This is a genomic window from Aeromonas sp. R1-2, assembly GCF_040908505.1.
GTDB classification, from domain to species: Bacteria; Pseudomonadota; Gammaproteobacteria; order Enterobacterales; family Aeromonadaceae; genus Aeromonas; species Aeromonas veronii.
This window is the reverse complement of the sequence record NZ_JBFODU010000027.1, coordinates 70,071-96,233: the sequence shown is the minus strand read 5'-3', so window position 1 is coordinate 96,233 and position 26,163 is coordinate 70,071. Positions and strand designations below refer to the sequence as shown.

21 protein-coding genes are annotated in these 26,163 nt (G+C 60.5%); 10 read left to right on the top strand and 11 right to left on the bottom strand.

Annotation, left to right across the window (positions count from 1 at the left end; genetic code table 11):
• Positions 1–21: 21 nt before the first annotated feature.
• Positions 22–1,035 (bottom strand): UDP-glucose 4-epimerase GalE, encoded by a 1,014-nt coding sequence (galE, locus tag AB5Y76_RS10850; RefSeq protein ID WP_263717981.1) that lies wholly within the window; start codon positions 1,033–1,035, stop codon positions 22–24.
• A 201-nt stretch (positions 1,036–1,236) separates the two neighbouring features.
• On the opposite strand from galE, the gene AB5Y76_RS10845 reads away from it, so the two are divergent.
• From AB5Y76_RS10845 to AB5Y76_RS10820, 6 genes are all read left to right on the top strand, one after another.
• Entirely contained in the window at positions 1,237–2,244 is a 1,008-nt protein-coding gene (locus AB5Y76_RS10845) for a substrate-binding domain-containing protein (RefSeq protein WP_263717982.1), read from the top strand.
• Between the two features lie 189 nt (positions 2,245–2,433).
• Positions 2,434–5,493, top strand: a complete 3,060-nt coding sequence (locus tag AB5Y76_RS10840) for a beta-galactosidase (protein WP_263717983.1) — start codon at positions 2,434–2,436, stop codon at positions 5,491–5,493.
• 276 nt (positions 5,494–5,769) lie between these two features.
• The gene (gene mglB, locus AB5Y76_RS10835; RefSeq protein ID WP_144715697.1) at positions 5,770–6,756 is read left to right on the top strand and encodes a galactose/glucose ABC transporter substrate-binding protein MglB; all 987 of its coding nucleotides are present in this window, start codon (positions 5,770–5,772) and stop codon (positions 6,754–6,756) included.
• Positions 6,757–6,809: 53 nt separating this feature from the next.
• Entirely contained in the window at positions 6,810–8,330 is a 1,521-nt protein-coding gene (gene mglA, locus AB5Y76_RS10830; RefSeq protein ID WP_041234376.1) for a galactose/methyl galactoside ABC transporter ATP-binding protein MglA, read from the top strand.
• A 16-nt stretch (positions 8,331–8,346) separates the two neighbouring features.
• Entirely contained in the window at positions 8,347–9,357 is a 1,011-nt protein-coding gene (gene mglC / locus AB5Y76_RS10825; RefSeq protein ID WP_005342585.1) for a galactose/methyl galactoside ABC transporter permease MglC, read from the top strand.
• A 51-nt stretch (positions 9,358–9,408) separates the two neighbouring features.
• Positions 9,409–11,142: a methyl-accepting chemotaxis protein gene (locus tag AB5Y76_RS10820; RefSeq protein WP_263717984.1), complete on the top strand. Its 1,734-nt coding sequence runs from the start codon at positions 9,409–9,411 to the stop codon at positions 11,140–11,142.
• 67 nt (positions 11,143–11,209) lie between these two features.
• Here the strand turns inward: AB5Y76_RS10820 and trmA are convergent, their stop codons facing one another.
• The gene (trmA, locus tag AB5Y76_RS10815; RefSeq protein WP_042656544.1) at positions 11,210–12,343 is read right to left on the bottom strand and encodes a tRNA (uridine(54)-C5)-methyltransferase TrmA; all 1,134 of its coding nucleotides are present in this window, start codon (positions 12,341–12,343) and stop codon (positions 11,210–11,212) included.
• A gap of 170 nt (positions 12,344–12,513) precedes the next feature.
• Here trmA and AB5Y76_RS10810 point away from each other — a divergent pair, with 170 nt between their 5' ends.
• Positions 12,514–13,656 (top strand): DUF5610 domain-containing protein, encoded by a 1,143-nt coding sequence (locus AB5Y76_RS10810; RefSeq protein WP_236272196.1) that lies wholly within the window; start codon positions 12,514–12,516, stop codon positions 13,654–13,656.
• Between the two features lie 89 nt (positions 13,657–13,745).
• A complete protein-coding gene (locus AB5Y76_RS10805; protein WP_101530434.1) occupies positions 13,746–14,279 on the top strand; it encodes an ATP--cob(I)alamin adenosyltransferase in 534 nt (177 codons plus the stop codon).
• A 99-nt stretch (positions 14,280–14,378) separates the two neighbouring features.
• Here AB5Y76_RS10805 and malZ read toward each other — a convergent pair whose 3' ends face one another.
• From malZ to AB5Y76_RS10760, 9 genes are all read right to left on the bottom strand, one after another.
• Positions 14,379–16,208: a maltodextrin glucosidase gene (gene malZ / locus AB5Y76_RS10800; protein WP_005356962.1), complete on the bottom strand. Its 1,830-nt coding sequence runs from the start codon at positions 16,206–16,208 to the stop codon at positions 14,379–14,381.
• Between the two features lie 5 nt (positions 16,209–16,213).
• Positions 16,214–17,044, bottom strand: coding sequence for an HDOD domain-containing protein (locus AB5Y76_RS10795; RefSeq protein WP_005355498.1), 831 nt, complete (start codon positions 17,042–17,044; stop codon positions 16,214–16,216).
• 88 nt (positions 17,045–17,132) lie between these two features.
• Positions 17,133–17,549 (bottom strand): META domain-containing protein, encoded by a 417-nt coding sequence (locus AB5Y76_RS10790; protein ID WP_005340725.1) that lies wholly within the window; start codon positions 17,547–17,549, stop codon positions 17,133–17,135.
• Positions 17,550–17,714: 165 nt separating this feature from the next.
• Positions 17,715–19,076 (bottom strand): molecular chaperone, encoded by a 1,362-nt coding sequence (gene yegD, locus AB5Y76_RS10785; RefSeq protein ID WP_263717986.1) that lies wholly within the window; start codon positions 19,074–19,076, stop codon positions 17,715–17,717.
• 104 nt (positions 19,077–19,180) lie between these two features.
• Complete coding sequence (locus tag AB5Y76_RS10780; protein WP_236356876.1) at positions 19,181–20,170, bottom strand: 2-hydroxyacid dehydrogenase; 990 nt, start codon at positions 20,168–20,170, stop codon at positions 19,181–19,183.
• Positions 20,171–20,244: 74 nt separating this feature from the next.
• Positions 20,245–20,739: a CreA family protein gene (locus AB5Y76_RS10775; RefSeq protein ID WP_005355485.1), complete on the bottom strand. Its 495-nt coding sequence runs from the start codon at positions 20,737–20,739 to the stop codon at positions 20,245–20,247.
• Between the two features lie 26 nt (positions 20,740–20,765).
• On the bottom strand, positions 20,766–21,212 hold the full coding sequence (locus tag AB5Y76_RS10770; protein ID WP_263717987.1) for a DUF962 domain-containing protein: 447 nt from the start codon (positions 21,210–21,212) through the stop codon (positions 20,766–20,768).
• A 62-nt stretch (positions 21,213–21,274) separates the two neighbouring features.
• The gene (locus tag AB5Y76_RS10765; protein WP_159162690.1) at positions 21,275–22,132 is read right to left on the bottom strand and encodes a hypothetical protein; all 858 of its coding nucleotides are present in this window, start codon (positions 22,130–22,132) and stop codon (positions 21,275–21,277) included.
• Between the two features lie 147 nt (positions 22,133–22,279).
• On the bottom strand, positions 22,280–22,666 hold the full coding sequence (locus AB5Y76_RS10760; protein ID WP_005356952.1) for a TraR/DksA C4-type zinc finger protein: 387 nt from the start codon (positions 22,664–22,666) through the stop codon (positions 22,280–22,282).
• A 480-nt stretch (positions 22,667–23,146) separates the two neighbouring features.
• Between AB5Y76_RS10760 and AB5Y76_RS10755 the strand changes: the two genes are divergently transcribed.
• Positions 23,147–24,478 carry a glutamine synthetase family protein gene (locus AB5Y76_RS10755; protein ID WP_013723370.1) on the top strand — a complete coding sequence of 444 codons (1,332 nt, stop codon included), beginning with the start codon at positions 23,147–23,149 and terminating at the stop codon, positions 24,476–24,478.
• A gap of 276 nt (positions 24,479–24,754) precedes the next feature.
• A complete protein-coding gene (locus AB5Y76_RS10750; RefSeq protein ID WP_263717988.1) occupies positions 24,755–26,116 on the top strand; it encodes an aspartate aminotransferase family protein in 1,362 nt (453 codons plus the stop codon).
• Positions 26,117–26,163: the final 47 nt, after the last annotated feature.

Sequence of the window (26,163 nt, the reverse complement as noted above, 5' to 3'; positions counted from 1 at the left end):
ATTACCGGGGAGCAGGTAGGCCTACTCCTCGTAACCGTTCGGATTGGCGGATTGCCAGCGCCAGCTGTCGGCGCACATGGCGTCGATGTTGCGGGTCGCCTGCCAGCCCAGTTCACGCTGCGCCTTGGCCGGATCGGCCCAGCAGGCGGCGATATCGCCCGGGCGGCGCGGTTCGATGCGAAATGGCAGCGGCTTGCCACAGGCTGCAGAGAAAGCGGCGACCAGCTGCAACACACTCTGGCCCTGGCCTGTGCCCAAGTTATAGGTGTGCACGCCACCCTTGCCGGCGCAGTGTTGCAGCGCCTTGACGTGCCCCTCGGCGAGATCCATCACGTGGATGTAGTCGCGCACACCAGTGCCATCCGGGGTGGGGTAATCGTTTCCAAAGACAGACAGGCAGTCGCGACGGCCAATGGCGACCTGGGTGATATAGGGCATCAGATTGTTGGGGATCCCTTGCGGGTCTTCACCCATGGTGCCCGATTCGTGGGCGCCGACCGGATTGAAGTAGCGCAGTAGGGTCATGCTCCAGTGGGGCTCGGCCAGCTGCAGATCTTCGAGGATCTCCTCGATGATCAGCTTGGATCGCCCGTAAGGGTTGGTGGCGCTGCGAGGGAAATCCTCGCGGATCGGCAGGCTGGCGGGATCGCCATAGACGGTGGCCGAGGAGCTGAACACCAGATTGTGCACATTGGCCCGCTTCATCGCCTGCAGCAGGGTGAGGGTGCCGCTGAGGTTGTTCTCGTAGTAATCCAGCGGAATGCGGGTCGACTCGCCAACCGCCTTAAGGGCGGCAAAGTGGATCACCGCATCGATCTGCTGTTCGGCGAAGATCCGGTCCAGCAGGGCGGCATCGCGAATATCTCCTTGATAGAACACGGGTTGCTGGCCGCTGATAGCCGCGACTCGAGTCAATACGCTGCGCTTGCTGTTGCAGAGGTTGTCGACCACCACGGGATTCATACCTGCCGCTTGCAGGGCCAGACAGGTGTGGCTGCCGATATATCCGCAACCGCCGGTGACCAGAACGTTCATCTTGCTCTCCACTGAAAAGTGTCTGTAAGCAGTCTAGCCGAGGGTGTGGCGACCAAACTGTGAGCTTGCTTGCAAAACAGTGTAAACGATTACACTGTTTTTGTGATCATCCTGACGGCAGATATACGTTTCATCCCTGTTTTCAATGGGTTTGCTGGGTATAATGGCGCTCTATTGCACAGTGAAAGAAGTGAAAACAGTATGAGCACCATCAAGGATGTCGCCCGTTTGGCCAATGTGTCAGTGGCAACGGTTTCACGGGTGATGAACAACTCCCCCAAGGCCAGCGCCGCGTCTCGCGAAGTGGTGCAGAAGGCCATGGCTGAACTGGGCTACACCCCCAACGCCAACGCGCGGGCACTGGTCAGCCAGACTTGCGACACCATGGGGGTGGTGGTCGGTGACGTGGCCGATCCCTTCTTCGGTGCACTGGTTAAGGGTGTCTCCGGCATCGCCGTCGAGCAGAACCTTCACCTGCTGATGGGTAACGGTTTTCACAAGGCGCGTCAGGAGCGTGAGGCTATCGAGCTGCTGATCGGCAAGCGTTGCGAGGCGCTGGTGGTGCACAGCAAGGCGCTGAGCGACGAGGAACTTTACGATTACGCCATGCGAGTGCCCGGCATGGTGCTGATCAACCGCGATATTCCGGCCCTCAAGGGACGCTGCATCGCCCTCAACAATCGGCTGGGTGCGGCTACGGCGACTCGCCACCTGATCGAACTGGGTCACCGCCATATCGCCTTTATCAGCTCGGATCACGCCATCGAGGATGCCACCTTGCGTCTGCAGGGCTATCAGGATGGACTGATGGAAGCCGGTCTGGCAGCCGATCCCGAGCTTATCGAGAGTGGCACGCCGAACGAGGAGGGGGGGGAGCGTGCCATGCTCAACCTGCTGGCCAAGGGGCTCAAGGTGACCGCCGTGGTGGCCTATAACGATGCCATGGCGGCTGGCGCCATCTCAGTGCTGGCGGACAACGGCCTGCGAGTGCCGGAGGAGGTTTCGGTGGTGGGCTTCGATGACATCATCTATGCCAGATACCTGAGGCCCAAGCTCTCCACCTTGCGCTATCCCATCGAGCTGATGGCGGCCCAGGCGGCCAAGTTGGCCATTCAGCTGGCGGCGGGGGAGAGTGACGCGACCCAGAGCCGGATCTATACCCCCACCCTGATCAATCGCCACTCGGTGGCACCGGTTCGGGCCGGATAGCCCCCTTTTGTGGCCCTGTTCGGGGCCGTTTCTTGCACAGTTATTGTTTTACCTATTTTTAATCATTTTTACTCCGCTTTACTTAACAAAATTAGTGTAATCGTTTACATCTGTGTGAGCGAGATCGCCGTTCCCTGCGTCATACTTCTCTAGACTGAATACGTTTTCCAATCAGCAGGGAGAGAGTGAATGCTCAGGGAGATAGTGGCGCGTCAGGATTGGCAGACTCAGGCCATTACATCGGTAAACCGGCTGGCTGCCCATACTCCCATGTTCAGCTGGCGCAGCGAAGCGGATGCCAGGGGTGATCTGGCCTCTTCCTCCCGTCTCTTGCTCGATGGCGAGTGGCGCTTCTCCTTCTTTGCCGCTCCCGAGCGGGTGCCCGAGAGTTGGCTGGCGCAGGATCTGGTGGATGCCTGCCCCATTACAGTGCCGGGCAACTGGCAGCTGGATGCCGCCTATCCGGCTGCGCGGCCGCTCACCGATGGCCCCATCTACACCAATATCAAGTACCCCTTTCCCTGCGATCCGCCCCGGGTGCCGGCAGAGAACCCCACCGGTTGCTACTCCCGCGAGTTCGAATTGCCCGCCGACTGGCTGGCAAGCGGCCAGAGCCGGATCATCTTCGACGGGGTGAGCAGTGCCTTCCACCTTTTTTGCAACGGCCGCTGGGTCGGCTACTCCCAGGACAGCCGCCTGCCCGCCGAATTCGATCTGACTCCTTATCTGCAGAGCGGTCGCAACCGGTTGGCGGTGCTGGTACTGCGCTGGTCCGACGGCTCCTATCTGGAAGATCAGGATATGTGGTGGCTGTCGGGGATCTTCCGCTCCGTCAGCCTGTTGCACAAACCGTCCCGCCATCTGATGGATATGTGGGTGACCCCCGAGCTGGATGCCTGCTATCGGGATGGCCGTCTCAAGATTGCCCTGCAAGTCGCCAATGGGGCCGGTCTGTCGGTGGAGGCCAATCTCTATGACGGTAGCGAGCGGGTCGCGACCCTGCGCCAGCCAATCGGCACCCAAGCCATTGATGAAAAAGGGGCGTATGACGATCGCGCCGAGTTCTGGCTCGACGTGGCTGCGCCGCGCAAGTGGAGCGCCGAGACGCCTCATCTCTATCGCCTGACCCTGACCCTGCTGGACGAGCAGGGCCGCGCCATCGAGAGTGAGGCGTGCGATGTGGGCTTTCGGGTGGTGGAGATCCGTGGTGGTCTGCTGCGGGTCAACGGTCAGCCGCTGCTTGTTCGTGGTGCCAACCGTCATGAACACCATCCCGCCAAGGGTTATGCTATTGATCGCGCCACCATGGAGCGGGATCTGCTGCTGATGAAGCGGCACAACTTCAATGCGGTGCGCTGTTCCCACTATCCCAACCACCCCGACTTCTATCGCCTCTGCGATCGGCTCGGTCTCTATGTGGTGGACGAGGCGAATCTGGAGACCCACGGCATGACTCCCATGGGGCGGCTGGCGCGGGATCCCGCCTGGAGCAACGCCTTTCTGGAGCGGGCGACCCGCATGGTGGCGCGGGATTTCAACCACCCCTCCATCATCATCTGGTCGCTCGGCAACGAGTCGGGTTACGGCCCAGCCCACGATGCCATGTATGGCTGGATCAAGCGCAGCGACCCGAGCCGTCCGGTGCAGTACGAGGGGGGCGGGGCAGATACCCCGGCGACCGACATCATCTGCCCAATGTATGCCAGAACCCATCAGGATCAGCCCTTCCCGGCGGTGCCCAAGTGGGCGCTGGCCAAGTGGATCGGCCTGCCCGGCGAGCACCGGCCGCTGATCCTCTGCGAGTACGCCCACGCCATGGGCAACAGTCTGGGGGGCTACGCCCACTACTGGCAGGCGTTTCGCGATCATCCACGTCTGCAGGGCGGCTTTGTCTGGGATTGGGTCGATCAGGGGCTCGACAAATACACCGCCGATGGTCGCCACTACTGGGGCTATGGCGGCGATTTTGGTGATGTGCAAAACGATCGCCAGTTCTGCTGCAACGGCCTGCTGTTCCCGGATCGCACTCCCCATCCCGCCCTGTGCGAGGCGAAGCGTGCCCAGCAGCCGTTCCGCTTCACTCTGCTTGAGCACACCCCGCTGCGGGTGCGGATCGAGAGTGAATACCTGTTTCGGGAAACCGACAACGAGCGGCTTTGCTGGCAGCTGTGCGAGAACGGTCATGTGCAGCAGCAGGGGGAGGTTTCCCTCATGCTGGTGCCGCAAGGGGTGGTCGAGTTGACCCTGAGCGAGAGGCTGCCCCCCTTTGCGGCAGGCTCACTGACCTGGCTCGATCTGGCCATCGTGCAGCCACAGGAAACCCTATGGTCGCAGGTGGATCACAAGGTCGCCCGTCAGCAGTTCACCCTGCCTACCCCCCTTGCCCTCCCTGCTCCCGCCGCTGCCGCCACCCTGAGCGAACAGCCGGATGGCTGGCGGATCACCACCGCAAACAGTCAGTGGCGGCTCGACAAGCAGAGCGGTCGCATCACCAGTTGGCAAAAATCGGGGCAGGAGCAGTTGCTGGCGCCGATCATGGATCACTTTTACCGCGCGCCGCTCGACAACGACATCGGCACCAGCGAAGCGGATCAGGCTGACCCCAACTCCTGGATTGCCCGCTGGCAGGGCTGTGGCCTCGGTCAGTGGCAGCACCGCTGTCTGGGGATCGCGGTCGCCGGAGGGGATATCCGGGTTAGTCATGGCTACTTCCACCACGATGAGCTGCTGCTGGTGAGTCACTGGCATCACCGCTTTACCGACGATGGAGCCATGAGCCTGGAGATAGAGACCGAGCTGGCGCAAGCGCTGCCTTCGCTGCCGCGGATCGGTCTGCTGCTCCATCTGGCCGAGGTACCAGCGCGAGCCGAATGGCTGGGGCGTGGGCCGCACGAAAACTATCCGGATCGCCTGCTGGGCGCCGATCTGGGGCGCTGGAGCCTGCCGCTGGAGGCGATGCACACCCCTTACATTTTCCCGAGTGACAACGGCTTGCGCTGCGATACCCGCCAGTTGCAGCTGGGCAGTACGACGGTGAACGGCAGCTTCCATTTCAGTGCCAGCCGCTTCAGTCAGCAGCAGTTGGCCGCCGCCCGTCACCAGAGCGATCTGGTGGTCGAAGAGGGGCTGTGGGTCTGCCTCGATGGCGCCCATATGGGGGTGGGCGGGGATGACTCCTGGAGCCAGAGCGTGCGTCCCGAGTATCAACTGCTTGAGCGCCGTTACCGTTGGGGCTGCACTCTCCGTTAAGCCAGCTATGGAGGCGACTGTCGAGCCAGTGCGCCATTTTGACAACAGACCAGTAACGACTAGCCTCAATGCAGTGGGAAAGATTGAGTCTCAAATCTGATTTTTATTTATATGTATTTGAAAAATAAATATAAAGTTTCAATGTAACAGAGTGTAAACGTTTTCATTTTGTCGTCATGATCACAGAAGAAATGACAACAAACTGATTACATTGATTGGCGCTTGCTCAATTGCTCGCCACCCTACAACACAGATAGACACATCGGAGCACACATAATGAAAAAACTGACCACAGTTGCCGCCCTGCTGATGGGCATGATGGCTGGAGCCAATGCCCAGGCTGACACCCGTATCGGGGTAACCGTCTACAAGTACGACGACAACTTCATGGCGGTCGTGCGCAAGGCCATCGAGAAGGAGGCGGCAGCCACTCCGGGGGTGGAACTGCTGATGAACGACTCCCAGAACGACCAGTCCAAGCAGAACGACCAGATCGACGTGCTGCTGGCCAAAGGGGTGAAGGCGCTGGCCATCAACCTGGTTGACCCGGCTGCGGCACCGGTGGTGATTGAGAAAGCCCGTGGCGAAGATATCCCGGTGGTCTTCTACAACAAGGAGCCGAGCGCTACCGATCTGGCCAGCTACGACAAGGCCTACTACGTGGGCACCGACTCCAAGGAGTCAGGGATCATCCAGGGTCAGCTGATTGCCAAACACTGGAAAGCCCATCCGGAGTGGGACCTGAACAAGGATGGCGTGATCCAGTTCGTGCTGCTGAAAGGGGAGCCGGGCCACCCGGATGCCGAAGCGCGCACCTCCTACGTGGTCAAGACCCTGAACGATGGCAGCGTCAAGACCGAGCAACTGCACATGGATACCGGTATGTGGGATACCGCTATGGCGAAAGACAAGATGGATGCCTGGATCTCCGGCCCCAACGCCAACAAGATCGAAGTGGTCATCGCCAACAACGACGGCATGGCAATGGGTGCAGTCGAGTCACTGAAAGCCCAGGGCAAGACTGCCATTCCGGTATTCGGCGTCGATGCGCTGCCGGAAGCGCTGGCCATGGTCAAGAGCGGTGCCATGGCGGGTACCGTGCTGAACGATGCGGCCAACCAGGCCAAGGCCACCTTCGAGCTGACCAAGAACCTGGCTGAAGGCAAACCGGCCGGTGAAGGCACCAAGTGGAATATCGTCGACAAGGTAGTGCGTGTTGCCTACGTCGGTGTGGATAAAGACAACCTGTCCCAATTCGAGTAATTCCCTCCTCCAGGGCAAGGGAGATCCCCTTGCCCTTTTTTCAACCAGATGTGATGGCTGATATGACAACACAGCAACAATCAGAATGGCTGTTGGAGATGATTGACGTCAGTAAGAGCTTTCCCGGCGTCAAGGCACTCGATAATGTCAATTTACGGGTCCGTCCTCATTCTGTGCATGCGTTGATGGGCGAGAACGGAGCGGGAAAATCCACACTGCTCAAGTGCCTGTTCGGCATTTACGAGAAGGATCAGGGCAAGATCTTCTTCAAGGGGCAGGAGATCAACTTCACCTCCTCCAAAGAGGCGCTGGAAAATGGCGTCTCCATGGTGCATCAGGAGCTCAACCTGGTGCTGCAGCGTACCGTGATGGACAACATGTGGCTCGGCCGCTACCCCACCAAGGGGTGGTTTATCGACCACGGCAAGATGTATGACGACACCAAGCGCATCTTCGATGAGCTGGATATCGACATCGACCCCAAGGTGAAGGTCGCGACCCTGTCGGTCTCCCAGATGCAGATGATCGAGATCGCCAAGGCGTTCTCCTACGACGCCAAGATCGTCATCATGGACGAACCCACCTCCTCCCTGACCGAGAAAGAGGTGAACCACCTCTTCAAGATCATCAACAAGTTGAAGGAGAAGGGGTGCGGCATCGTCTACATCTCTCACAAGATGGAGGAGATCTTCCAGCTCTGTGACGAGATCACCATATTGCGGGATGGCCAGTGGGTGGCAACCCAGCCGCTCAAGGGCATGACCATGGATCAGATCATCGGGATGATGGTCGGCCGTGAACTGACCCAGCGTTTCCCGGAAAAAACCAACCAGCCGAAAGAGGTGATCCTCGAGATCGAACACCTGACGGCGAAGAACCAGCCCTCCATTCAGGATGTGACCTTCAACCTGCACAAGGGGGAGATCCTCGGCATCGCCGGACTGGTGGGGGCCAAGCGCACCGATATCGTCGAGACCCTGTTCGGTATTCGCGATCGCAGCCAGGGCAGCATCAAGCTGCACGGCAAAGAGGTGGCCAACCACAACGCCCACGAAGCGATCCGCAACGGCTTTGCGCTGGTGACGGAAGAGCGCCGCTCCACCGGTATCTACTCCCGGCTCGATATCGCCTTCAACTCCCTGATCGCCAACATGGACAGCTACAAGGGCTCCATGGGGCTGCTCAGCGACAACAAGATGAAGAGCGATACCCAGTGGGTGATCGACTCCATGCGGGTCAAGACGCCGACCCAGCAGACCCAGATCGGTTCCCTCTCCGGGGGCAACCAGCAGAAGGTGATCATCGGTCGCTGGCTGCTGACCCAGCCGGAGATCCTGATGCTCGACGAGCCCACCCGCGGCATCGACGTCGGGGCCAAGTTCGAGATCTACCAGCTCATCCTGGAGCTGGCGAAGAAGGACAAGGGGATCATCATCATCTCGTCAGAGATGCCGGAATTGCTGGGGATCACCGACCGCATCATGGTGATGAGCAATGGCCGGGTCGCCGGGATCGTCAATACCAAAGAAACTGACCAGAGCGAGATACTGCGCCTGGCATCTCTGTACCTCTAGAGACAGGAAGACATTTATGGAGTCGGCTAAAAATTTCAATCTGATGCAGGCGCTCAAGGAAAACGCCATCTATCTGGTGCTGCTGGTGCTGCTCATGGTCATCGTGATCCAGGAGCCCTCCTTCCTGAGCCTCACCAACTTCAGCAACATCCTGACCCAGTCCTCGGTGCGGGTCATCATAGCGCTGGGGGTGGCGGGCATCATCATCACTCAGGGGACGGATCTCTCGGCCGGTCGTCAGGTCGGTCTGGCGGCACTCATCGCGGCAACCATGTTGCAGGCGTTGACCAACGTCAACAAGGTGTTCCCGACGTTGGGGGAGGTGCCCATTCCTGCGGTGATCCTGCTGGTGTGTGTGGTGGGGGCGCTGATTGGTCTGGTCAACGGTCTGATCGTGGCCTACCTGAACGTCACCCCGTTCATTACCACCCTGGGCACCATGATCATCGTCTACGGTATCAACTCCCTCTACTTTGACTCGGTGGGTGCTTCGCCGGTGGCCGGGTTTGACCCCCGCTTCTCCAGCTTCGCCCAAGGGTTTATCCGGATAGGAGGATTCAAGCTCTCTTATCTTACCTTCTACGCGGCCATCGCCAGCGTCTTTGTCTGGGTGCTGTGGAACAAGACCCGCTTTGGCAAAAACATCTTCGCCATCGGCGGCAACCCCGAGGCTGCCAAGGTCTCCGGCGTCAATGTGGCGGTCAATCTGGTGATGATCTATGCGCTGGCAGGGGTCTTCTACGCCTTCGGCGGCATGCTGGAAGCGGGCCGGATCGGTAGCGCCACCAACAACCTCGGCTTCATGTACGAGCTGGATGCCATCGCGGCGTGCGTGGTGGGCGGCGTGTCGTTTGCTGGCGGGGTGGGAACGGTCGCGGGTGTGATTACCGGCGTACTTATCTTCACCCTGATCAACTATGGCTTGACCTATATCGGCGTCAGCCCTTACTGGCAGTTCATCATCAAGGGCGGCATTATCATTCTGGCGGTGGCCCTGGACTCCATGAAGTACGCCAAGAAGAAATAACGATTGGCAGGGAGGGTTGGCGTTGCCAGCCCTCTCTTCTGGAGGGAACCCATGCCATTCAAGGTCAAGATTTACCTCTTGCTGCTACTGGCCATTCTGGTCACCATCGGCACCGCCGGACTCAGCGTGAATCACTTCATCAGTGGCTACATTCGCACTCAGGCCACCCACAACATCACCGAGCAGATAACTCTGGTCAAAGAGAAGCTGGCCAGCGACATCAATCAGAAGATCCTGTTGGCCGCCAACCTCAACTTCGGGGTGACCAACGTCAAGAAGACCCTGCAAGAGACCGGCTTTCACAACATCGTCAAAGTGATCGGCGACATGGCCTTCGACGTGAGCGGGGTCATCAACGACAGCGCCAAAGTCGATACCCTGCGCAAGCTGATCCCCGCCGCCAACAACCAGATCACCGTCAGCCCGCTGCAACAGGTGGATGGCAAGCCGGTCATCACCATTCTGGTGCCGCGCGGTGCCGATTCCGCCTATCTCTACTACCTCGACATGAGCGAGTTCAAGAGCCTGCTGGAGAAGATGAGTGGCGATGGCCGCTACTTCTCGCTGGCCGACAGTCAGGGCAACAGCCTCTATGACAGCAAGCCGCAGGGGGAGAGCGAGGCACGCCCCAACCAGCTGGATATTCGTGGCAGCAGCTGGATGCTGACCGGCTATATCGACCTTGACTACATCCGGGCCATGACCAGGGCCCTCAACGGCCAGATCATCATGGCGCTGTGCGGCGTGGCGATCGTGGTGATGGTGCTTGCCATACTGGCGCTCAACGTGGCCTATCGCCCCATTCTCTCCTTGCGGGATCTGGTGCTGGAGCTCTCCCGCGGCAGCGGCGATCTCACCCGCCGACTGGCGGTGACCAGCAAGGATGACCTTGGCCAGATCTCGGCCGGCATCAACCGCTTTATCGAGCGGTTGCAGGAGATGATGGGGGAGGTGCGGCAGGCGAGCGGCCAGCTCAACAGCGGCATCGAGGGGTTGGCCAGCCAGACCGGCGCCGCCCAGTCCCTGCTGGCGGACCATGTACGCGAGACCGAGCAGGTGGTGACTGCCATCAACGAGATGAGCCGCACCGCGGTCTCCGTCTCCGAGAGTGCGGCCAGCACCGCCCGGCTCACCGGCCAGAGTCAGCAGCTGGCGAGCCAGTCCCGTCAGGTGGTGGATCAGGCGATGGCCAGCGTGATGGCGCTGGTGGACGAAGTGGAAGCCACTGCCCGCTCCATCGAGGCGATGCAGCAGGATGTGCAGCAGATTGGCTCAGTGCTGGGGGTGATCGGCAGCATTGCCGAACAGACCAACCTGCTGGCCCTCAACGCCGCCATCGAGGCGGCCCGCGCCGGGGAACAGGGGCGCGGTTTTGCGGTAGTGGCAGACGAAGTGCGTTCCCTTGCGGCCCGTACCCAGCAGAGCACGGCGGAGATCCAGACCATGCTGGCCAGTTTGCAGCGGGGCACCCGAACTGTGGTGGAGGCCATGGGCAACACCAAGCAGAGCTGTCAGGGGGCGGCCGAGAACACTACCAGGGTCAACGAGTCGCTGGATCTGATGGCAGGGGAAGTAGTGGAGATCAACGATCTCATCAGCCATATCGCCACGGCGGCGGAGCAGCAGAGCGCGGTGGCCGAAGAGATCAATCGCAACATGAGCGCCATCGCTGAAGTGATCCGCCAGCTGACCCACAACGGGGAGGCAACGGTCGCCAGCTCCGTGGCGATGCAGCAGACCTACGACCGGCTGCGGGAGATCGTGGGTCACTTCCGGCTGGAGTGAGGCCGATGTTCAGCCAATAACAAAACAGGGCCATCCGGCCCTGTTGTTGTTTTCCTGTCTGCCTGAATCAACCGGCCTTGCGGCGCAGATAGACCCCGGCTTCCATGTGATGGGTCCAGGGGAACTGGTCGAACAGGGCGAAACGGGCGATTTCGTGGGTTTCGCCCAGCACGGCCATGTTGGCCTGCAGTGTCTCGGGGTTGCAGGAGATGTAGAGGATGTTGTCGTACTCCTGCACCAGCTTGACGGTGGCATCGTCGAGACCGGCGCGGGGCGGGTCGACGAAGATGGTGTTGCACTGGTAGCTCTTGAGATCGATCCCCTTGAGGCGGTTGAACTCCCGTTCACCACGCATCGCCATGGTGAACTCCTCGGCCGACATGCGCAGGATGATCAGGTTGTCGACGCCGTTGGCTGCGATGTTGAACTGGGCGGAGTCGACGCTCGGCTTGGCGATTTCGGTGGCCAGCACCTTGCGGAAGTTCTGCGCCAGCGCGATGGAGAAGTTGCCGTTGCCGCAATAGAGCTCCAGCAGGTCCCCTTCGCTCCCCTTGGTCACATCCAGCGCCCAGGCCAGCATCTGCTCGTTGATGGCGGCGTTGGGCTGGGTGAAGCTGTTCTCCACCTGCTTGTAGATGAGCTGGCGACCCGCCACGTTGAGCTGTTCGATGACGAAGTCATCCCCCAGACAGATCTTCTGCTTGTGGGCGCGGCCAATCAGTTGCAGCTCGAACCCCTTGGCGCGCAGATCGGCCTGCAGCGCTTCGGCGGCCTGTTGCCATTCGGCCTCCAGCTTGCGGTGATAGAGCAGGCTGACAATGATCTGGCCGGACTGGGTGGAGAGGTAGTCAATCTGGAACAGTTTGCGGCGCAGCACCGGGTGTGGGCGCAGCCCCTCCAGCAGCAGCGGCATCAACTGGTTGATGAGGCGGCTGGCGGTAGGGAAGTGGTCTATCTTGATGATCTCTTTGGTCGCCGGGGCATACATGCAGTGGAAGAGGTCATCCCCTTCGTGCCAGATGCGAAACTCGGCGCGCATCCGGTAGTACTCCGCCGGTGAGCTGTGCACTTCCAGCGCCGGGAGGGTGAAGCCGGCAAACAGCTCGGTGAGGCGAGCGCGCTTTTCGTCGAGTTGGGCCTGATAGTCGGCCGCGGTTCTAGGCGCCGGAGCGTTCGCGGAAGGCTGTTGGGACTGGGTCATAAATACCTCACATGCACACCGGCCGAGCCGGGTCGAAATCGGGGGAAGGCAACAGGCCACCCAAAGGGGCCCGATTTTAAAAGCCAGCCGCAGATTGTCCAGCATTTTGTGGTCAAGAAGTGTTCAGTCAGGCCGATAGCTGATCTACAGGCATGGTGGGAGGACACATTATGCAGATCGAAGGCGTGGGCGCAGCCCAACCCAAGGGAGTGGGTGTTTCTCCCAAATCGCCCCAACAGGCGGAGCAGAAACAGGTCAAGAGCGAGGAGGCGGTCTCCTTGCACAAGCCGCCCAAGTGGGCGCAGGTGCTGATCCAGCAGGCATTGCAGTTCTCGCTGGAGATCAACGGCCAGGGCTATCAGGCTCCGAAGGTGAAAGAGCCCGAGGAGATCACCCCGGAGACCCTGTTCGACTTCCAGTCGGTGGCGGACAACGTGCTGCAGTTCGTGACCGGGCGGCTTGGTGCCGCACGGGCCGATGGCAAATCTGACGACGACCTGACCGGGATGATGGAGCAGGCCCGCAAGGGGGTCGACAAGGGCTTTGACGAGGCGAAGAAGCAGCTCGGCAAGTGGGCGACTGACAACGACGATATCAAAACCGGTATCGATCAGAGCTATAAGTTGATCCAGAAGGGGCTCGAGGAGTTCGAGAAGGAGTTCTTCGGCAAGGTCTCTCCGACCGACATGGGACAGGCCGAGATGGCCAGTCGCCAGCAGGGTTATCTGGAGATCCAGACCAAGGATGGCGACAAGGTGGTGCTGCGCTTCAACGACAGCTGGCAGACCAAGTCCCAGACCAGCGAGAGTGGCAGCCAGTTCAGCCTCAAATCGAGCCAGAGCTTCAGCTTCTCGCTGGAGGGGGATCTCAGCAGCGACGAGATGGAGTCCATCGGCAAGCTGGTCAAGGGGATCGACGAGCTGGCGGGGAACTTCTTCTCCGGCAACTTCGAGGATCTGCTGGACAAGGCGGGCGAGCTGAAACTGGATGACAGCCAGCTGGCCTCCTACTCCCTCAAGCTCAAGCAGAGCGTCAAGCTGAGCCAGACCTATCAGGGGGCCAGCTCCCTGCAGGATCTGCTCAAGCCGTTTGCCGACTACCTGCCGAAGCTGGATCAGGTACAGAAACAGGCGGATACCCTGCTGCCACCATCCCAGCAACAAGCGCTGACCCCGGCCGTGCTGGCCGCGAGAGGTGAAGAGGAACCGGCGCAGGTCGATCGCTTCACCAGCTTCAACCAGCGGATGCTGGAGGCGCTGCGGATGATCAGCCAGTTCCAGCCCTCCACCGAGCCCGCCAGCAAGCGCGTCTGAGCCACAGCGCGTTACGCAAGTAATGACCTGCCGTTTGCCAGCCCTTCTCGGGGCTGGCAAACTGGCCTTTTCTCCAATCCGGTTGCCCCATGAACCCCAAGAAGCCAAGAGACAAGCGCGAGCTCTGCTACCCCTTTATCTTCGAAACCTCGTTCAAATGTGATTTTGAAATCGCCACCGACGAGCTCTGCTGTCAGGTCGGGGCCGTGCTGTCACACCTTGCGCCGGATGCGGATACCGAGCCCATGCTGGCGGATCTCGCGGCGTTGCAGCGACTTATCTACAACCTAAACGGCTCGGTACGCGGCAAGCTGGGGATCTTCGATGCAGATCTTGAGTGGCTCAAGGCCCGTTACGACCACTACAACGAGGCGAGTCGCGGCAGCGTCACCGGTTTTGTGCTGCCACAGGGGCCCCAGCCCATTCCCACCCTCCATCTGTGCCGCTGCGGCAGCAAGAAGGTGGTGCGGCTGCTGGTCCGGCTGGAAGAGAGCGGGGTGGCCTTCGATCCCATTCTCTATCGCTTCGCCAACCTGCTGGCCAACTTCTTCTTCGTGCTCACCGTCTACCTCAAGCAGCGCTGGCAGGTGCCGGAAGTGCCCTACGTCAGCATCAACTACTGATGGCGGCTGGTTAGGGGCCAGACGTCATGGTGGATTGAATGGAATAAAAAACCGGAGCCTTGGGCTCCGGTTTTGCTTTTCAGCGCGTAAGTTGCCCGCTCAGCTGGAGATCAGCACTCTCGCCGAGTTGGCGGGGATGGTGAGCTGCACCTCGCCCTGCACCACTTCAAACTTCTCACCGTTGAAGGCATCGGTGAAACGGCTGGCGGGGCTGGCGGTCTGCCACAGGGGCAGGCTGATGGTGCGTGGCTCGCTCGGATGGCGGTTGCAGGCCACCACCACCTGATCGCTTTGCAGGGTACGGGCGAACACATAGCTGTGGGGCCCGGCGTAGAGGGTCTGGATATCGCCACGGCGCAGGGAGGGGCGCTGGCGGCGGATCTGGATCAGCCGACGATAGTGGTCGTGCAGCACATGATCCCAGTCTGTGGTATCCCACGGGAAGCAGCGGCGGCAGTCCGGGTCGTTGCCGCCGGAGAGCCCCACTTCATCGCCGTAGTAGATGGAGGGCACGCCGATATAGGTGAGCAGCAGGGTGGCGGCCAGCTGCATCCGCTGCTTGTCTTCACCCAGCAGGTGGAGGAAGCGGGCGGTGTCGTGGCTGTCCAGCAGGTTGAACTGGGCCAGCTGGTTCTTGAACGGGATGTGGGCCCGCGCCAGCTTGAGCCAGCGATCCAGCTCTTCGGCGCTGATCTTGATGGGGTGGTAGGCGATATCCTGCCCCGCCAGAAAGGCGCGGATCGGGTGGGCGAAGCCGTAGTAGTTCATGGCACCGTCCTCCTGATCCCCTTGCAGCCACTGGCTCGCCTCGAAGAAGTGTTCGCCGAGCACATAGGCGTCCGGGTTCTCCTGCTTCACTGCCCCGCGAATGGCGCGTACATGGCTGCGGTTGCCCTCGGCGGTGCCGCGCTCCCCCAGCATGTGGATGACGTCAAAGCGCCAGCCATCGATCTGGTAGGGGGCGCGCATCCAGTAACGGAGGATGGCGTCGTCGGCCCGATAGACGGCGTCTTGCACCTTCTCGCAGGAGAAGTCGAGCTTGGGCAGGCTGCGAATGCCCTTCCAGCTGACGTAATCCCCTTCTTTATCAAAGGTGTAGAAGCTGCGCCACGGGGAGTCCGGGTTGCTCTGGGCGCCCAGTGGCGGGCAGAACCAGGGGTGCTCGGTAGAGGTGTGGTTGACCACCGCATCGAGGATGATCTTCATGCCGCGCTGGTGCAGGTTGCGGGTCAGCTCGGCGAACTGTTCGTTGCTGCCGAGGTGGGCATCGACCTTGAAGTAGTCCTGTGTGTCGTACTTGTGGTTGCTCGGCGAATCGAAGATGGGGTTGAGGTAGAGCGCCGTCACCCCGAGAGATTGCAGGTAGTGGAGCTTGGCATCGATGCCTGCCAGGTCGCCGCCGTAAAATTCGCAGGCGCCGTGGCCCTCTTCGTGGCGACTGACCGGCTCGCCCCACGCCTTGCTGATCACCGCTTTGCCACGGTACTCGTACTCGTGATGCTTGACGCTCAGCGACGGGTCGCCGTTGCAGAAACGGTCGGGGAAGATCTGGTAGAACACCTGATCCTGCACCCAGGCCGGTGGCTGGTGCAGGCTGTTGAAGCGAAAATGCTGCTCCCGTGGCGGCATGGACGCGCTGACGCCCGCCCCGTGCAGCCACCACTGCTCCTCGTCGGTGAGGCACTTGAAGCTGTAGAGATGGATATCCTGTCCCTTGATGAGCGGCAGGGTCGCCTGCCACACCTGCAGCCGATCGCGGGTGGAGACTGCCGTCATCGGGATCAGGTACTCCTCGTTATCCGGCTCGTGGCGCAGCCACACCTCGCGGATCGGCGCATCCAGCTCGCTAAAAAGAGTCAATTGCAGTGCGTCGGCGCTCTCTTTGAACCAGGGCGCCACCTGGGGATGAAACAGAAACGGATGGGTCATGATGCTTATTGAGTCAGAAGATCGGCGAGGGCATTACCCTGTTCATGCAGTGTTTCGAGCTGGCCTGCCAGCGACTTGGGATCCAGTCCCAGCTGATCGGCGAGCGGTTTGGGGAAGCGGGCGATGATGGCCTGGGCAGGCACGCCCGCGTTCCAGGCGAAGGAGATAAACACGGCGAGGCGGATCAGCACCGCCTCCTTGCTGACCGGATCGTGGGAGAGCGGGTCAAGCTGCTGGGAGATGGCATCGACGAAGGCCTCGGAGAGGTTCCAGCGCCGCGCCAGCTCGGCACCAAGCTGGGCATAGTCGTAGCCCAGCATCTCCCGCTGGGCCTCGACCCGGCTGCTGCCGTTCTGGATCGCCATGTTGATGAGCTCGGCCTCTTCCGGCAAGGTGCTCTGGATAAGCAGTTCGCCGATGTTGTGGATCAGGGCGCAGGTGAAGGCGGTCTCGGGATCCATCACCTTGGCCTCCTGCGCCAGGGTTTTGGCGATGGTGGCGACCTGGAAGGTCTCGGTCCAGAACTTGTTCTTGTCGAAGCTGGGCGGGGCCTTGAAGGTGCCGATGATGCCAGAGGCGACCACCACGGAGCGCAGCCGGTTGAAGCCGAGCCGGATCACCGCCTGTTCGATGGAGGTCACTTCGTTGCCCCTGCGCAGGGCGGCCGAGTTGGCCATCCGCAGCACCTTGACGCTGATCACCTGATCCATGGCGATCTTGGCCGCAATCTCGTCGATGCGGGCATTCTCGTCGTTGAAGCTCTGCATCAACTCGTGTAGCAGCTTGGGAATAGTGGGGAGTTGTTTGATCTTGTCAAACAGGCGATCCATCGACATGGCTGAGGCAGCCTCCGTTGCGAACTCTGCCTCATATTGTGCCACAGCCGGACAACATGTTCCTGTTTGTGATGCGGCTTTGTGAGCGCTAGAACACCCAGTCGCGCAAGGTGTATTCCAAACGGTGCTGTTTGCCCTGCAGGATCAGGTTCTGACTGGTGCCGCTCAGGGTCGCCCCCTCGGTAAGGGTGGTCAGCACGGCCTGCTCTATGGTGTCCAGCGGCGGCATGCAGGCCATTTCGGTGCTGCCCAGACTGGTGACCCACAGTTTGTCATCTTCCAGATGGCCCTGACCGAAATAGCGGTTGCAACCGGCGATGCCGTTGACGGTGAAGTGCTCGCCGATCTCGAAATCGGGGGGATTGTCGCGGGGGGCCTTGATCGGTTCGCCATCCAGTTTGCTCAGTACCCAGTGGTGGTGTTGCAGATCTTGCTGAACAAAGGCGGTCGAGCTGCAGCCAGCGAGCAGTAACAGGGGGATCAGCAAAAAGGGCAATCTGGGCATGAGGGGGCTCCGGTTGGGGGAGCGTCAAGAATACCCTTTTTGGGCAGTCGGGAGCAGGGCGGGAGAGGGGACGACCGACCGCTTCTGTCGCCCCTTGTCCCGCACGACTGTCGCTTAATGGCAACACACGGGTGATGTTGCCATCGATTTACGCTATCTCAGGGCTCAGTTGGCGAATAGCCGCTCGGCATAACGGGCAAGACCCGCAGCCACCGAGCCGAAGTCATCGCCACCCTCAAGCGGGATGGTCGGCAGCTTCTGGCGGATAAAGCTGGCGATCAGCGGCGAGCGGGCGCTACCGCCAGTGACGAAGATGCGATCCGGCTGCACACCGGCGGCGGCAATCGCTTCGTCCATCAGCTCGCCAATCTTCTCCAGCAGCAGGGCCGAGGCGTTGGCCAGCTGTTCGCGGGTCAGCTCCGCTTGCAGCCCTTTTTCCAGCTCGGCCAGCGACTGGCGATTGAGTTCCTGCTCCGAGAGGGCGATCTTGCCCTGCTCGGCACGCCACACCAGCTGGTGGCTCAGCTTGTGGGCCCGCAGGTTGGCCAGACGCCCCAGCTTGCTGCCGGGTTGGCTGTCGAGCTGCAGATCCTGCAGCTGGCGGGCGGTGTCGAGGCTGTAGAAACGGCTCTGGGCGCTGACGTCGTTGATGGCGGCCGCATCCCAGAACAGCGGGTGGGGCAGCGGCTTGCCGGTCTTGAGGGTTTCGTGCATGCCGAGCAGCGGCATCATCCCCTCCACCGTCAGGCGGATATCGAAGTCGTTGCCGCCGATCCGCTGGCCGCTGTGGCCGAGCAAATCGCCGCTGCGATCCAGCTGATCGCGGTAGCTGGGGCCCATCCGTAGCATGGAGCAGTCGGTGGTACCGCCGCCGATATCCACCACCAGTACCACGGCGTCTTCGGTGAGGCGCGCCTCGAATTCAAACCCGGCGGCCACCGGTTCATAGAGGAACTCCACCTGCTCGAAACCGGCCAGACGGGCCGCCTCGGTCAGGATGGCGATAGCTTGCTGGTTGCTCTCTTCCCCCGCCAGACCCTGGAAGTTGACCGGCCGACCGATCACCGCCTGGCGGATAGGGGCGCCGAGCTGTTGCTCCGCCTGCTGGCGAACGTGGAGCATCATGGCGCAGACGATATCTTCAAACAGGGCGATCTGGGGGGCCTTGAGGCCATAAGCGCCGAGGAAGGATTTCGGCGATTTGATGTAGTAGCCGTCGTCCGGCTCTTCCAGATAGCGCTCCAGTGCAGCGCCGCCAAAGCTCAGCTCGTCGATCAGTCCCTCTTCGCGCATCTGGCGGCGAACCATCTGGGCGCGGGTGACCACGGGGCCACGCAGCTTGAGGTACTCCGCCTGCTGGGCGGGGGCCAGCCCTTCGGCCAGCAGACCGGCGATAGCATCCCGGTGGGGGGCATGCAGGGTGGAGGGGAGATAGCGGGATGCGCCAAGATTCAGCAGCCTGGGGCTACCTTGTTCCATCACGGCCACGGCACAGTTGGAGGTGCCGTAATCAAATCCGATAAACATGGGCGCCAGACTCCTGAATAAAAAAGGGGGGCTAGCCTACCCGAAGGCGCCGGGTCTCACAACCCGGCGCACCGCAATGAAGAACAGGATGAAGGGATTAGCCCTTATTCCACTTCGTTGTCGCAGCGGCCCAGGCTTTCGATAGCGCGGATATTGCCGAGGGTGGTATCGGCGATGGCGTGCAGCGCCTCGCGGGTCAGGAACGCCTGATGGCCGGTGAACAGCACGTTGTGGCAGGCGGACAGACGGCGGAACACGTCATCGGTGATCACCTCGTTGGACTTGTCGGAGAAGAAGAGATCTTCTTCCTCTTCGTAAACGTCCAGCCCCAGCGCGCCAATGCGGGAAGTCTTGAGCGCCTCGATGGCGGCGTTGGAGTCGAGCAGGCCGCCACGGCTGGTGTTGATGATCATCACCCCGTCTTTCATCTTGGCGAACGCCTCCTTGTTCAACAGGTGGTAGTTCTCTTTGAACAGCGGGCAGTGCAGGCTGATGATATCGGATTGGCGGAACAGGGTATCGAGATCCACGTACTCGGCCCCCAGCTCGATGGCTGCCGGATTCTGGTAAGGATCGTTCACCAGCAGGCGAACCCCGAACCCCTTGAGGATACGCAGGGCGGCCAAACCGATCTTGCCGGTACCGATGACGCCAACGGTCTTGCCATGCATGTTGAAGCCGACCAGCCCTTCCAGCGAGAAGTTGGCGTCGCGGGTGCGCTGATAAGCCTTATGGATGCGGCGGTTGAGGCACATCATCATGCCGACGGCGTGTTCTGCAGTCGCCTCGGGGGAGTAGGCGGGCACCCGCACCACTTTCAGCCCCAGCTCTTTGGCGGCGGCCAGATCCACGTTGTTGTAACCGGCGCAGCGCAGGGCAATCACCTGGGTACCGTTGGCGGCCAATTCGGTCAATACCTCGCGGTCGGCATCGTCATTGACGAACAGACACACCACCGGGAAGCCGTGAGCCAGTCGGGCAGTTTTGGCCTCCAGCCGCACATCGAAAAACTCCAGGTCGAAGCCGTACTGGCTGTTGGCCTGGTTGAAATGCTCTTTGTCATAGCTCTTGGTACTGAATACGGCGACTTTCATGGTATGTGCTCCGCAGCGTGTGTGTCGTCAAATTACAACAAAATGGGTCAGCTATCACCTGACAAACCGGCTGGTTATTGTCCCCACGGCATAATGGGAACAGCGCTGACTGCACTCTTGTACGAACCATCCACCAGTTTGGTGCTGTAGGTCAGGTAAACCAGTGCATTGCGTTTCTTGTCGTAAAAACGCACCACTTTCTGCTCCTTGAACACCAGCGAGGTGCTGACATCGAACACCTCTTCCCCCGCTTTCAGCTTTTCGGGCAGGGTGATGGGGCCGATCTGGTGGCACGACAGGGAGGCGTGGGAGGGATCTTCCGCCAGTCCCAGCCCGCCTTTGACGCCACCGGTCTTGGGGCGCGCCAGATAGCAGGCGACGCCGTCGATGCGCGGGTCGTCGAACGCCTCCACCAGGATCTTGTGGTTCGGGCCAAACAGCTTGAAGGCTGTGCTCACTTCGCCGACCGGGTCGGCCTTGTCGGCCAGTGCCGGGCCGGCAAACAGGGCCCCCAGCAGCAGGGGCAGGGCGCGGCGCAGGGCATTATGTCGCGTGTGGTTATGTGTCATGGTCTCTCCTGTTGGCCCGGCATTCCTCAATAGGGAATGCCCAGGCGACGATAGAGGCTGGCAAGCACCCAGGCGGGGCCTATCAGCAGAAATTGCAGGTCGGCGAGGAAGGAGGGGCGCTTGCCCTCGATCTTGTGGCCGACAAACTGGGCTATCCAGAGCAGCACGAACGCTGCCACGGCGGGCCATAACAGCGGCCCCTGCCATTGGTGGCAGAAGGCCAGCCCGAGCGCGGTCAGCCCGGCCATCCCCGCGAACAGCGAAAACGACAGCTGCAGATAGAACAGCAGCACCGGAATGGCTGCCACTGCCGCCCAGTTGAGGGGCTCTGGCAAGGGCCCGTGTGGCAGACACCAGAGCAGTGCCAGCGAGCAGAGATAGATGCCCGGCACCGCCTGCTTGTGGATGGCGACGTTGACCGGATGGCGATGGCTCTGGCCATACTCCGCAAACCACTCCTGGATTCCTTTCATGGCACCTCCCTGGCGCACTGTGTTCTCGCAGCCTGACCTTCGTGGTCAGGCGCTCGTGATGATTATCCCTGTGGTGGATACTCCCAATATTGGGCCGGAATGGATTTTAGCAACGGGGTCATATCCGGATTGGGCAGGGCGATGGTGACCCGCTGATCGAGGTTGGCGCTGGCGAGCGCTTCGCGGATCTTGGGGTTGTCATTGAAGAACTTCATAAAGCTGCCATCGGCATAGGCCCGCTCCAGCCCGGTCTGAATCGCCTTGGCCAGCTTGGGGTATTCGGGGCTGACGAAGAAGAACTGGGCGAAGGGGTAGCGGATCAGCAGGTGCTGCTCGATGGCGAGGTTGGGATACTGCGCCACCAGCTCGCTGCGCTCGGCGAAGATCTCCACCAGGGCGCGCGGGAAGAAGTCGATCTTGTCGCCGTCGTTGATAAGGCGAAACAGGCTGCTGTATCGGCCGGATAAGGTCGGGATACCCGCATTTTCCAGAATTTTGTTATCGGCCCAACCGACCCCTTGTGCCGCCTTCAGCTGTTTGAGGTCGGCCAGGGTATTGATCTGGTTAAACTTCTCCTGAGCATCTGCGTGGATGAATGACAGCCGCAATCCTTCCAGCCCGCGAAACAGCGGAATGGGGACGGCAATCAGGGAGGATTCGAGCTCGCTGGAGGTGCCCATCCAGAAGACGTTGATGGTCTTGCCCTTGCTCAGCTGCTGCTGGAGGGTGAACTGGTTGAGGTCGAGTTCGACAGGCTGGATGCGAAAGGGTTGCCCGGAGCGGGTCAGGGCCAGTTCCAGCAGCTTGTACTGGTACTCCTGGTCAAGATTGTTGACGGGACGGCTGGGGACCTTGACCGTCAGAACCTGTGCTTGTGCCAGCAGTGGCAGGCACAAACACAGCTTGATGAGCCATTTCACTCTCTGTTCTCCTGTAGATTCCGGAAGGTGTCCGGAGTCTAACAGAACTTGTCACCATCTTGCTGCGAGGCGTTGTGCAAGGTTTGAGCGCAGGGCCCTGCCTTGCTGGCGTCTGTTGCACCAGAATGGTGACGGTTCTTCGAAGAATCAGGCGACGCGACGGAACACGTGGGTATCGTTAAATTCCTTGGTGCTCTGGCATTCGACGCAGAAACGGGATTCCGGACGGGCATGCAGCCGCTTGAGGGAGATCTCGTCACCGCAAGATTCGCAGTAACCAAAATCCCCTTCGCTGATGCGCTTCAATGCGCCCCGCAGCTTGCGCAGGTGCAGCTTGTCGTGCTCGATGCGGTTCAGCTCCAGACGGCGGGCTTCCTCGATACTGGCACGGTCAATTTCATCAGCCATCTCGTTGGTGTCGGTGGCGATGGCCTGGCTGGCCTGGGAGTTCAGGCGCTCTTCGAGCTCGACGATCTGTCGCTCGATCTGCCCCTTGTAAAAGGCCAGTTGGTCTTCAGTCATGAAATCACACATACGATTAACTACCAGTCAGTTTACTAACCCAATTATCCCTGTTTATGGGGGCTGTCTGCCTACAGACCAAGCCCTTGTATCCCGATTTGCACCTGTTTCATGCAAGAGAGTGCAAATCAGGGCGGGCCTTGTACCAAAAAAATGCAGCCAAGCAAAGCAAATAGGATAAGGATTGTGCGCCCTTGCAAAAAAATGGTCCGTTCCTGCGGGGGATTGGTCGGGCTCTGGCGTCCGCTTCACCCTCTGTTGGCATCGCCTTTGCAAAGATGAGAAAGGTGGGCTTCGTACGGATTTGAGTGTTTAGTATTTGGTGCCGCCTTGGCCATTATATGCGCCGTTATTTATAGTTTTTTAAACACGCCCGCTTGACATTGCCCTTGATGGCGGGCTTTTATGGTGATGTTGATTACAATTTTATAACAAGGGTGTTCCATATATTAGACACCCTTGCCAATGGCAACCGTAAAGTCGGGGTTTAACATGGACAGTATCAAAGGCTGGATGGAGAGCAATCGCATCACGGAAGTGGAGTGCCTGTTCCCGGATTTCACCGGCAACGCCCGGGGCAAGATCATCCCAGCCAACAAGTTTTTGCGTGAAGGGGGCATGCGTCTGCCCGAGGTGATTTTCACCCAGACGGTGACCGGCGAATATCCGGATGACGACAGCATGATCGACCCGCTGGAGCGGGACATGCAGCTCTATCCCGACCCCAACACCATCCGTTTTGTCCCCTGGGCGCTGGAGCCCACTGCACAGGTGATCCACGACTGTTTCGACGTCAACGGCAAGCTGATCGACATCGCGCCGCGCTCCGTGCTGCGTCGGGTTCTGTCATTTTACGAAAAACAGGGCTGGAAGCCGGTGGTGGCGCCCGAGCTGGAATTCTATCTGGTCACCCGCAACGAGGACCCCGACTATCCGCTGGTGCCGCCGGTCGGTCGCAACGGCCGCCCTGAGACCGCCCGCCAGTCGTTCAGTATCGATGCTGTCAACGAGTTCGACCCCATCTTTGAAGACATGTATGACTACTGTGAGGCGCAGGAGCTGGAAGTGGACACCCTGATCCACGAGTCGGGCGCCGCCCAGATGGAGATCAACTTCCTGCATGGTGATGCCATCGATCTGGCGGATCAGGTGTTCCTGTTCAAACGCACCATGCGTGAGGCCGCTCACCGCCACGGCATTTATGCCACCTTTATGGCCAAGCCGATGAGTGACGAACCGGGGTCGGCTATGCACATCCACCAGAGTCTGGAAGATGTGAACGGCCACAACCTGTTCGGTACCCCGAACGGCGGCAACAGCGAACAGTTCATGCACTTTATCGCCGGTCTGCAGAAATATACCCCGGCGGTGACCGCCCTGCTGGCCCCCAACGTCAACTCCTACCGCCGCCTCACCTTTGGCGAGAGCGCGCCGCGCAACGTCCAGTGGGGGGTTGAGAACCGCACCTGCGGCCTGCGGGTGCCCTTCTCTGACCCGAGCGCGCGGCGGGTGGAGAACCGCTTCGCCGGTGCCGATGCCAACCCCTATCTGGCGCTGGCCGCCACTCTGGCCTGTGGCTATCTCGGCATGATGGAGAAGCTGGAGCCGCTGCCGGAGATGAAGTCGAGCGCCTATGACCTGCCCTACAGCCTGCCCCGCTCGCTGGAGGAGGCACTCAGCCATCTCGAACAGTGCGAGCCCATCAAGGAGATGCTGGGCGAGCGCTTCACCCGCGCCTTCGTCGCGGTCAAACGCAAAGAGTACGAGACCTACTTCGGGGTGATCAGTCGCTGGGAGCGGGAGTTCCTGCTGCTGAACGTCTGATCCCCCTGTAACGGGGGGGCCGGAGTCGGCCTCCCCGGTCCCTGTATCGAAGAGACCGGAACGCGAGTCAGGTGGCGGCTGCCACCTGTGAGTGGTTGTGGCCGAAAGAGCGCTGCCACCTGGATTGATTAACGATTGAATCTTGCCAAATCGAAGGCGCAGGGGAGTAACGAATGCAGCAGACACGCCGTGAGTGACTGTGGCTGCGAACGTGCCGACTCACCTGACTATTTGACGACTGAATCTTGCTAAATCGAAGGAACCGAGGAGCAACAAATGCAGCAGACAACCCGTGAGTGGCAACAACTGGATGCCAGCCACCACCTGCACCCCTTTACCGACTTTCAGGCCCTGAACAAGAAGGGCTCGCGCATCATTACCAAAGCCAGCGGTGTCTATCTGGAAGATTCCGAGGGCAAACGCATTCTCGACGGCATGGCGGGCCTGTGGTGCGTCAATATGGGCTATGGCCGCCAGGAGCTGGTGGATGCCGCTACCCGCCAGATGCAGCAGTTGCCCTACTACAACCTGTTCTTCCAGACCGCTCACCCGCCGGTGATCGAGCTGGCGACCCTGCTGGCCGAGGTGACGCCAGCCCATCTCAACCACGTCTTCTTCACCGGCTCCGGCTCCGAGTGCAACGATACCGTGCTGCGGATGGTGCGCCACTACTGGGCCAGCAAGGGTCAGCCTAACAAACAGGTGATCATCAGTCGCCATAACGCCTATCACGGCTCCACCGTGGCGGGGGCGAGTCTGGGTGGCATGAAGGGGATGCATGCCCAGGGCGGACTGCCCATTCCCGGCATAGTGCACATCGATCAGCCCTACCACTTCGGTGAGGGGCAGGGGATGAACGCCCACGAGTTCGGGCTGGAGCGGGCCCGTCAGCTGGAGCAGAAGATTCTGGAGCTGGGGGTGGACAAGGTGGCTGCCTTTATCGGCGAGCCGATCCAGGGGGCGGGCGGCGTCATCATTCCGCCTGACAGCTACTGGCCGGAGATCCAGCGCATCTGCGATCACTACGGCATCCTGCTGATCGCCGACGAGGTGATCTGCGGCTTTGGCCGTACCGGCCACTGGTTTGCCAGCGAAGGGTTTGGCATCAAGCCGGACCTGATGTGTCTGGCCAAGGGGATCACCTCCGGTTATCTGCCGCTCGGCGCTGTGATGGTCAGTGACCGGGTTGCCAAGGGGCTGGTGGAGGAGGGGGGCGAGTTCAACCACGGCTTCACCTACTCGGGTCATCCGGTCTCCTGCGCCGTGGCGGTGGCCAATATCCAGCTTATGCAGAAAGAGAGCATAGTTAAGCGAGTGCATGATACTATCGGCCCCTATTTGCAGCGCCGCTGGGCGGAGCTGGCCGATCATCCGCTGGTGGGAGAAACCCGTGGCAAAGGATTGGTCGCCGCGCTGGAAATCGTTGAGGACAAGCAGACCAACCGGCGTTTCCCGGCTCAGGCAAATGCGGGGATGACTTGCCGGGAGTTCTGCTTTAACAATGGCTTGGTGATGAGGGCGGTAGGCGATACCATGATCATATCGCCCCCCTTGGTCATCACCGAGGAACAGGTTGATGAATTGGTCGATCTGGCCAGGCGCAGTCTGGATCTGACAGCCGCAAAGCTGAAGGGTTGAGGCAGGTCGGGCAGGTTGGCATGCGCATACAATTTGCTTAGGAGACA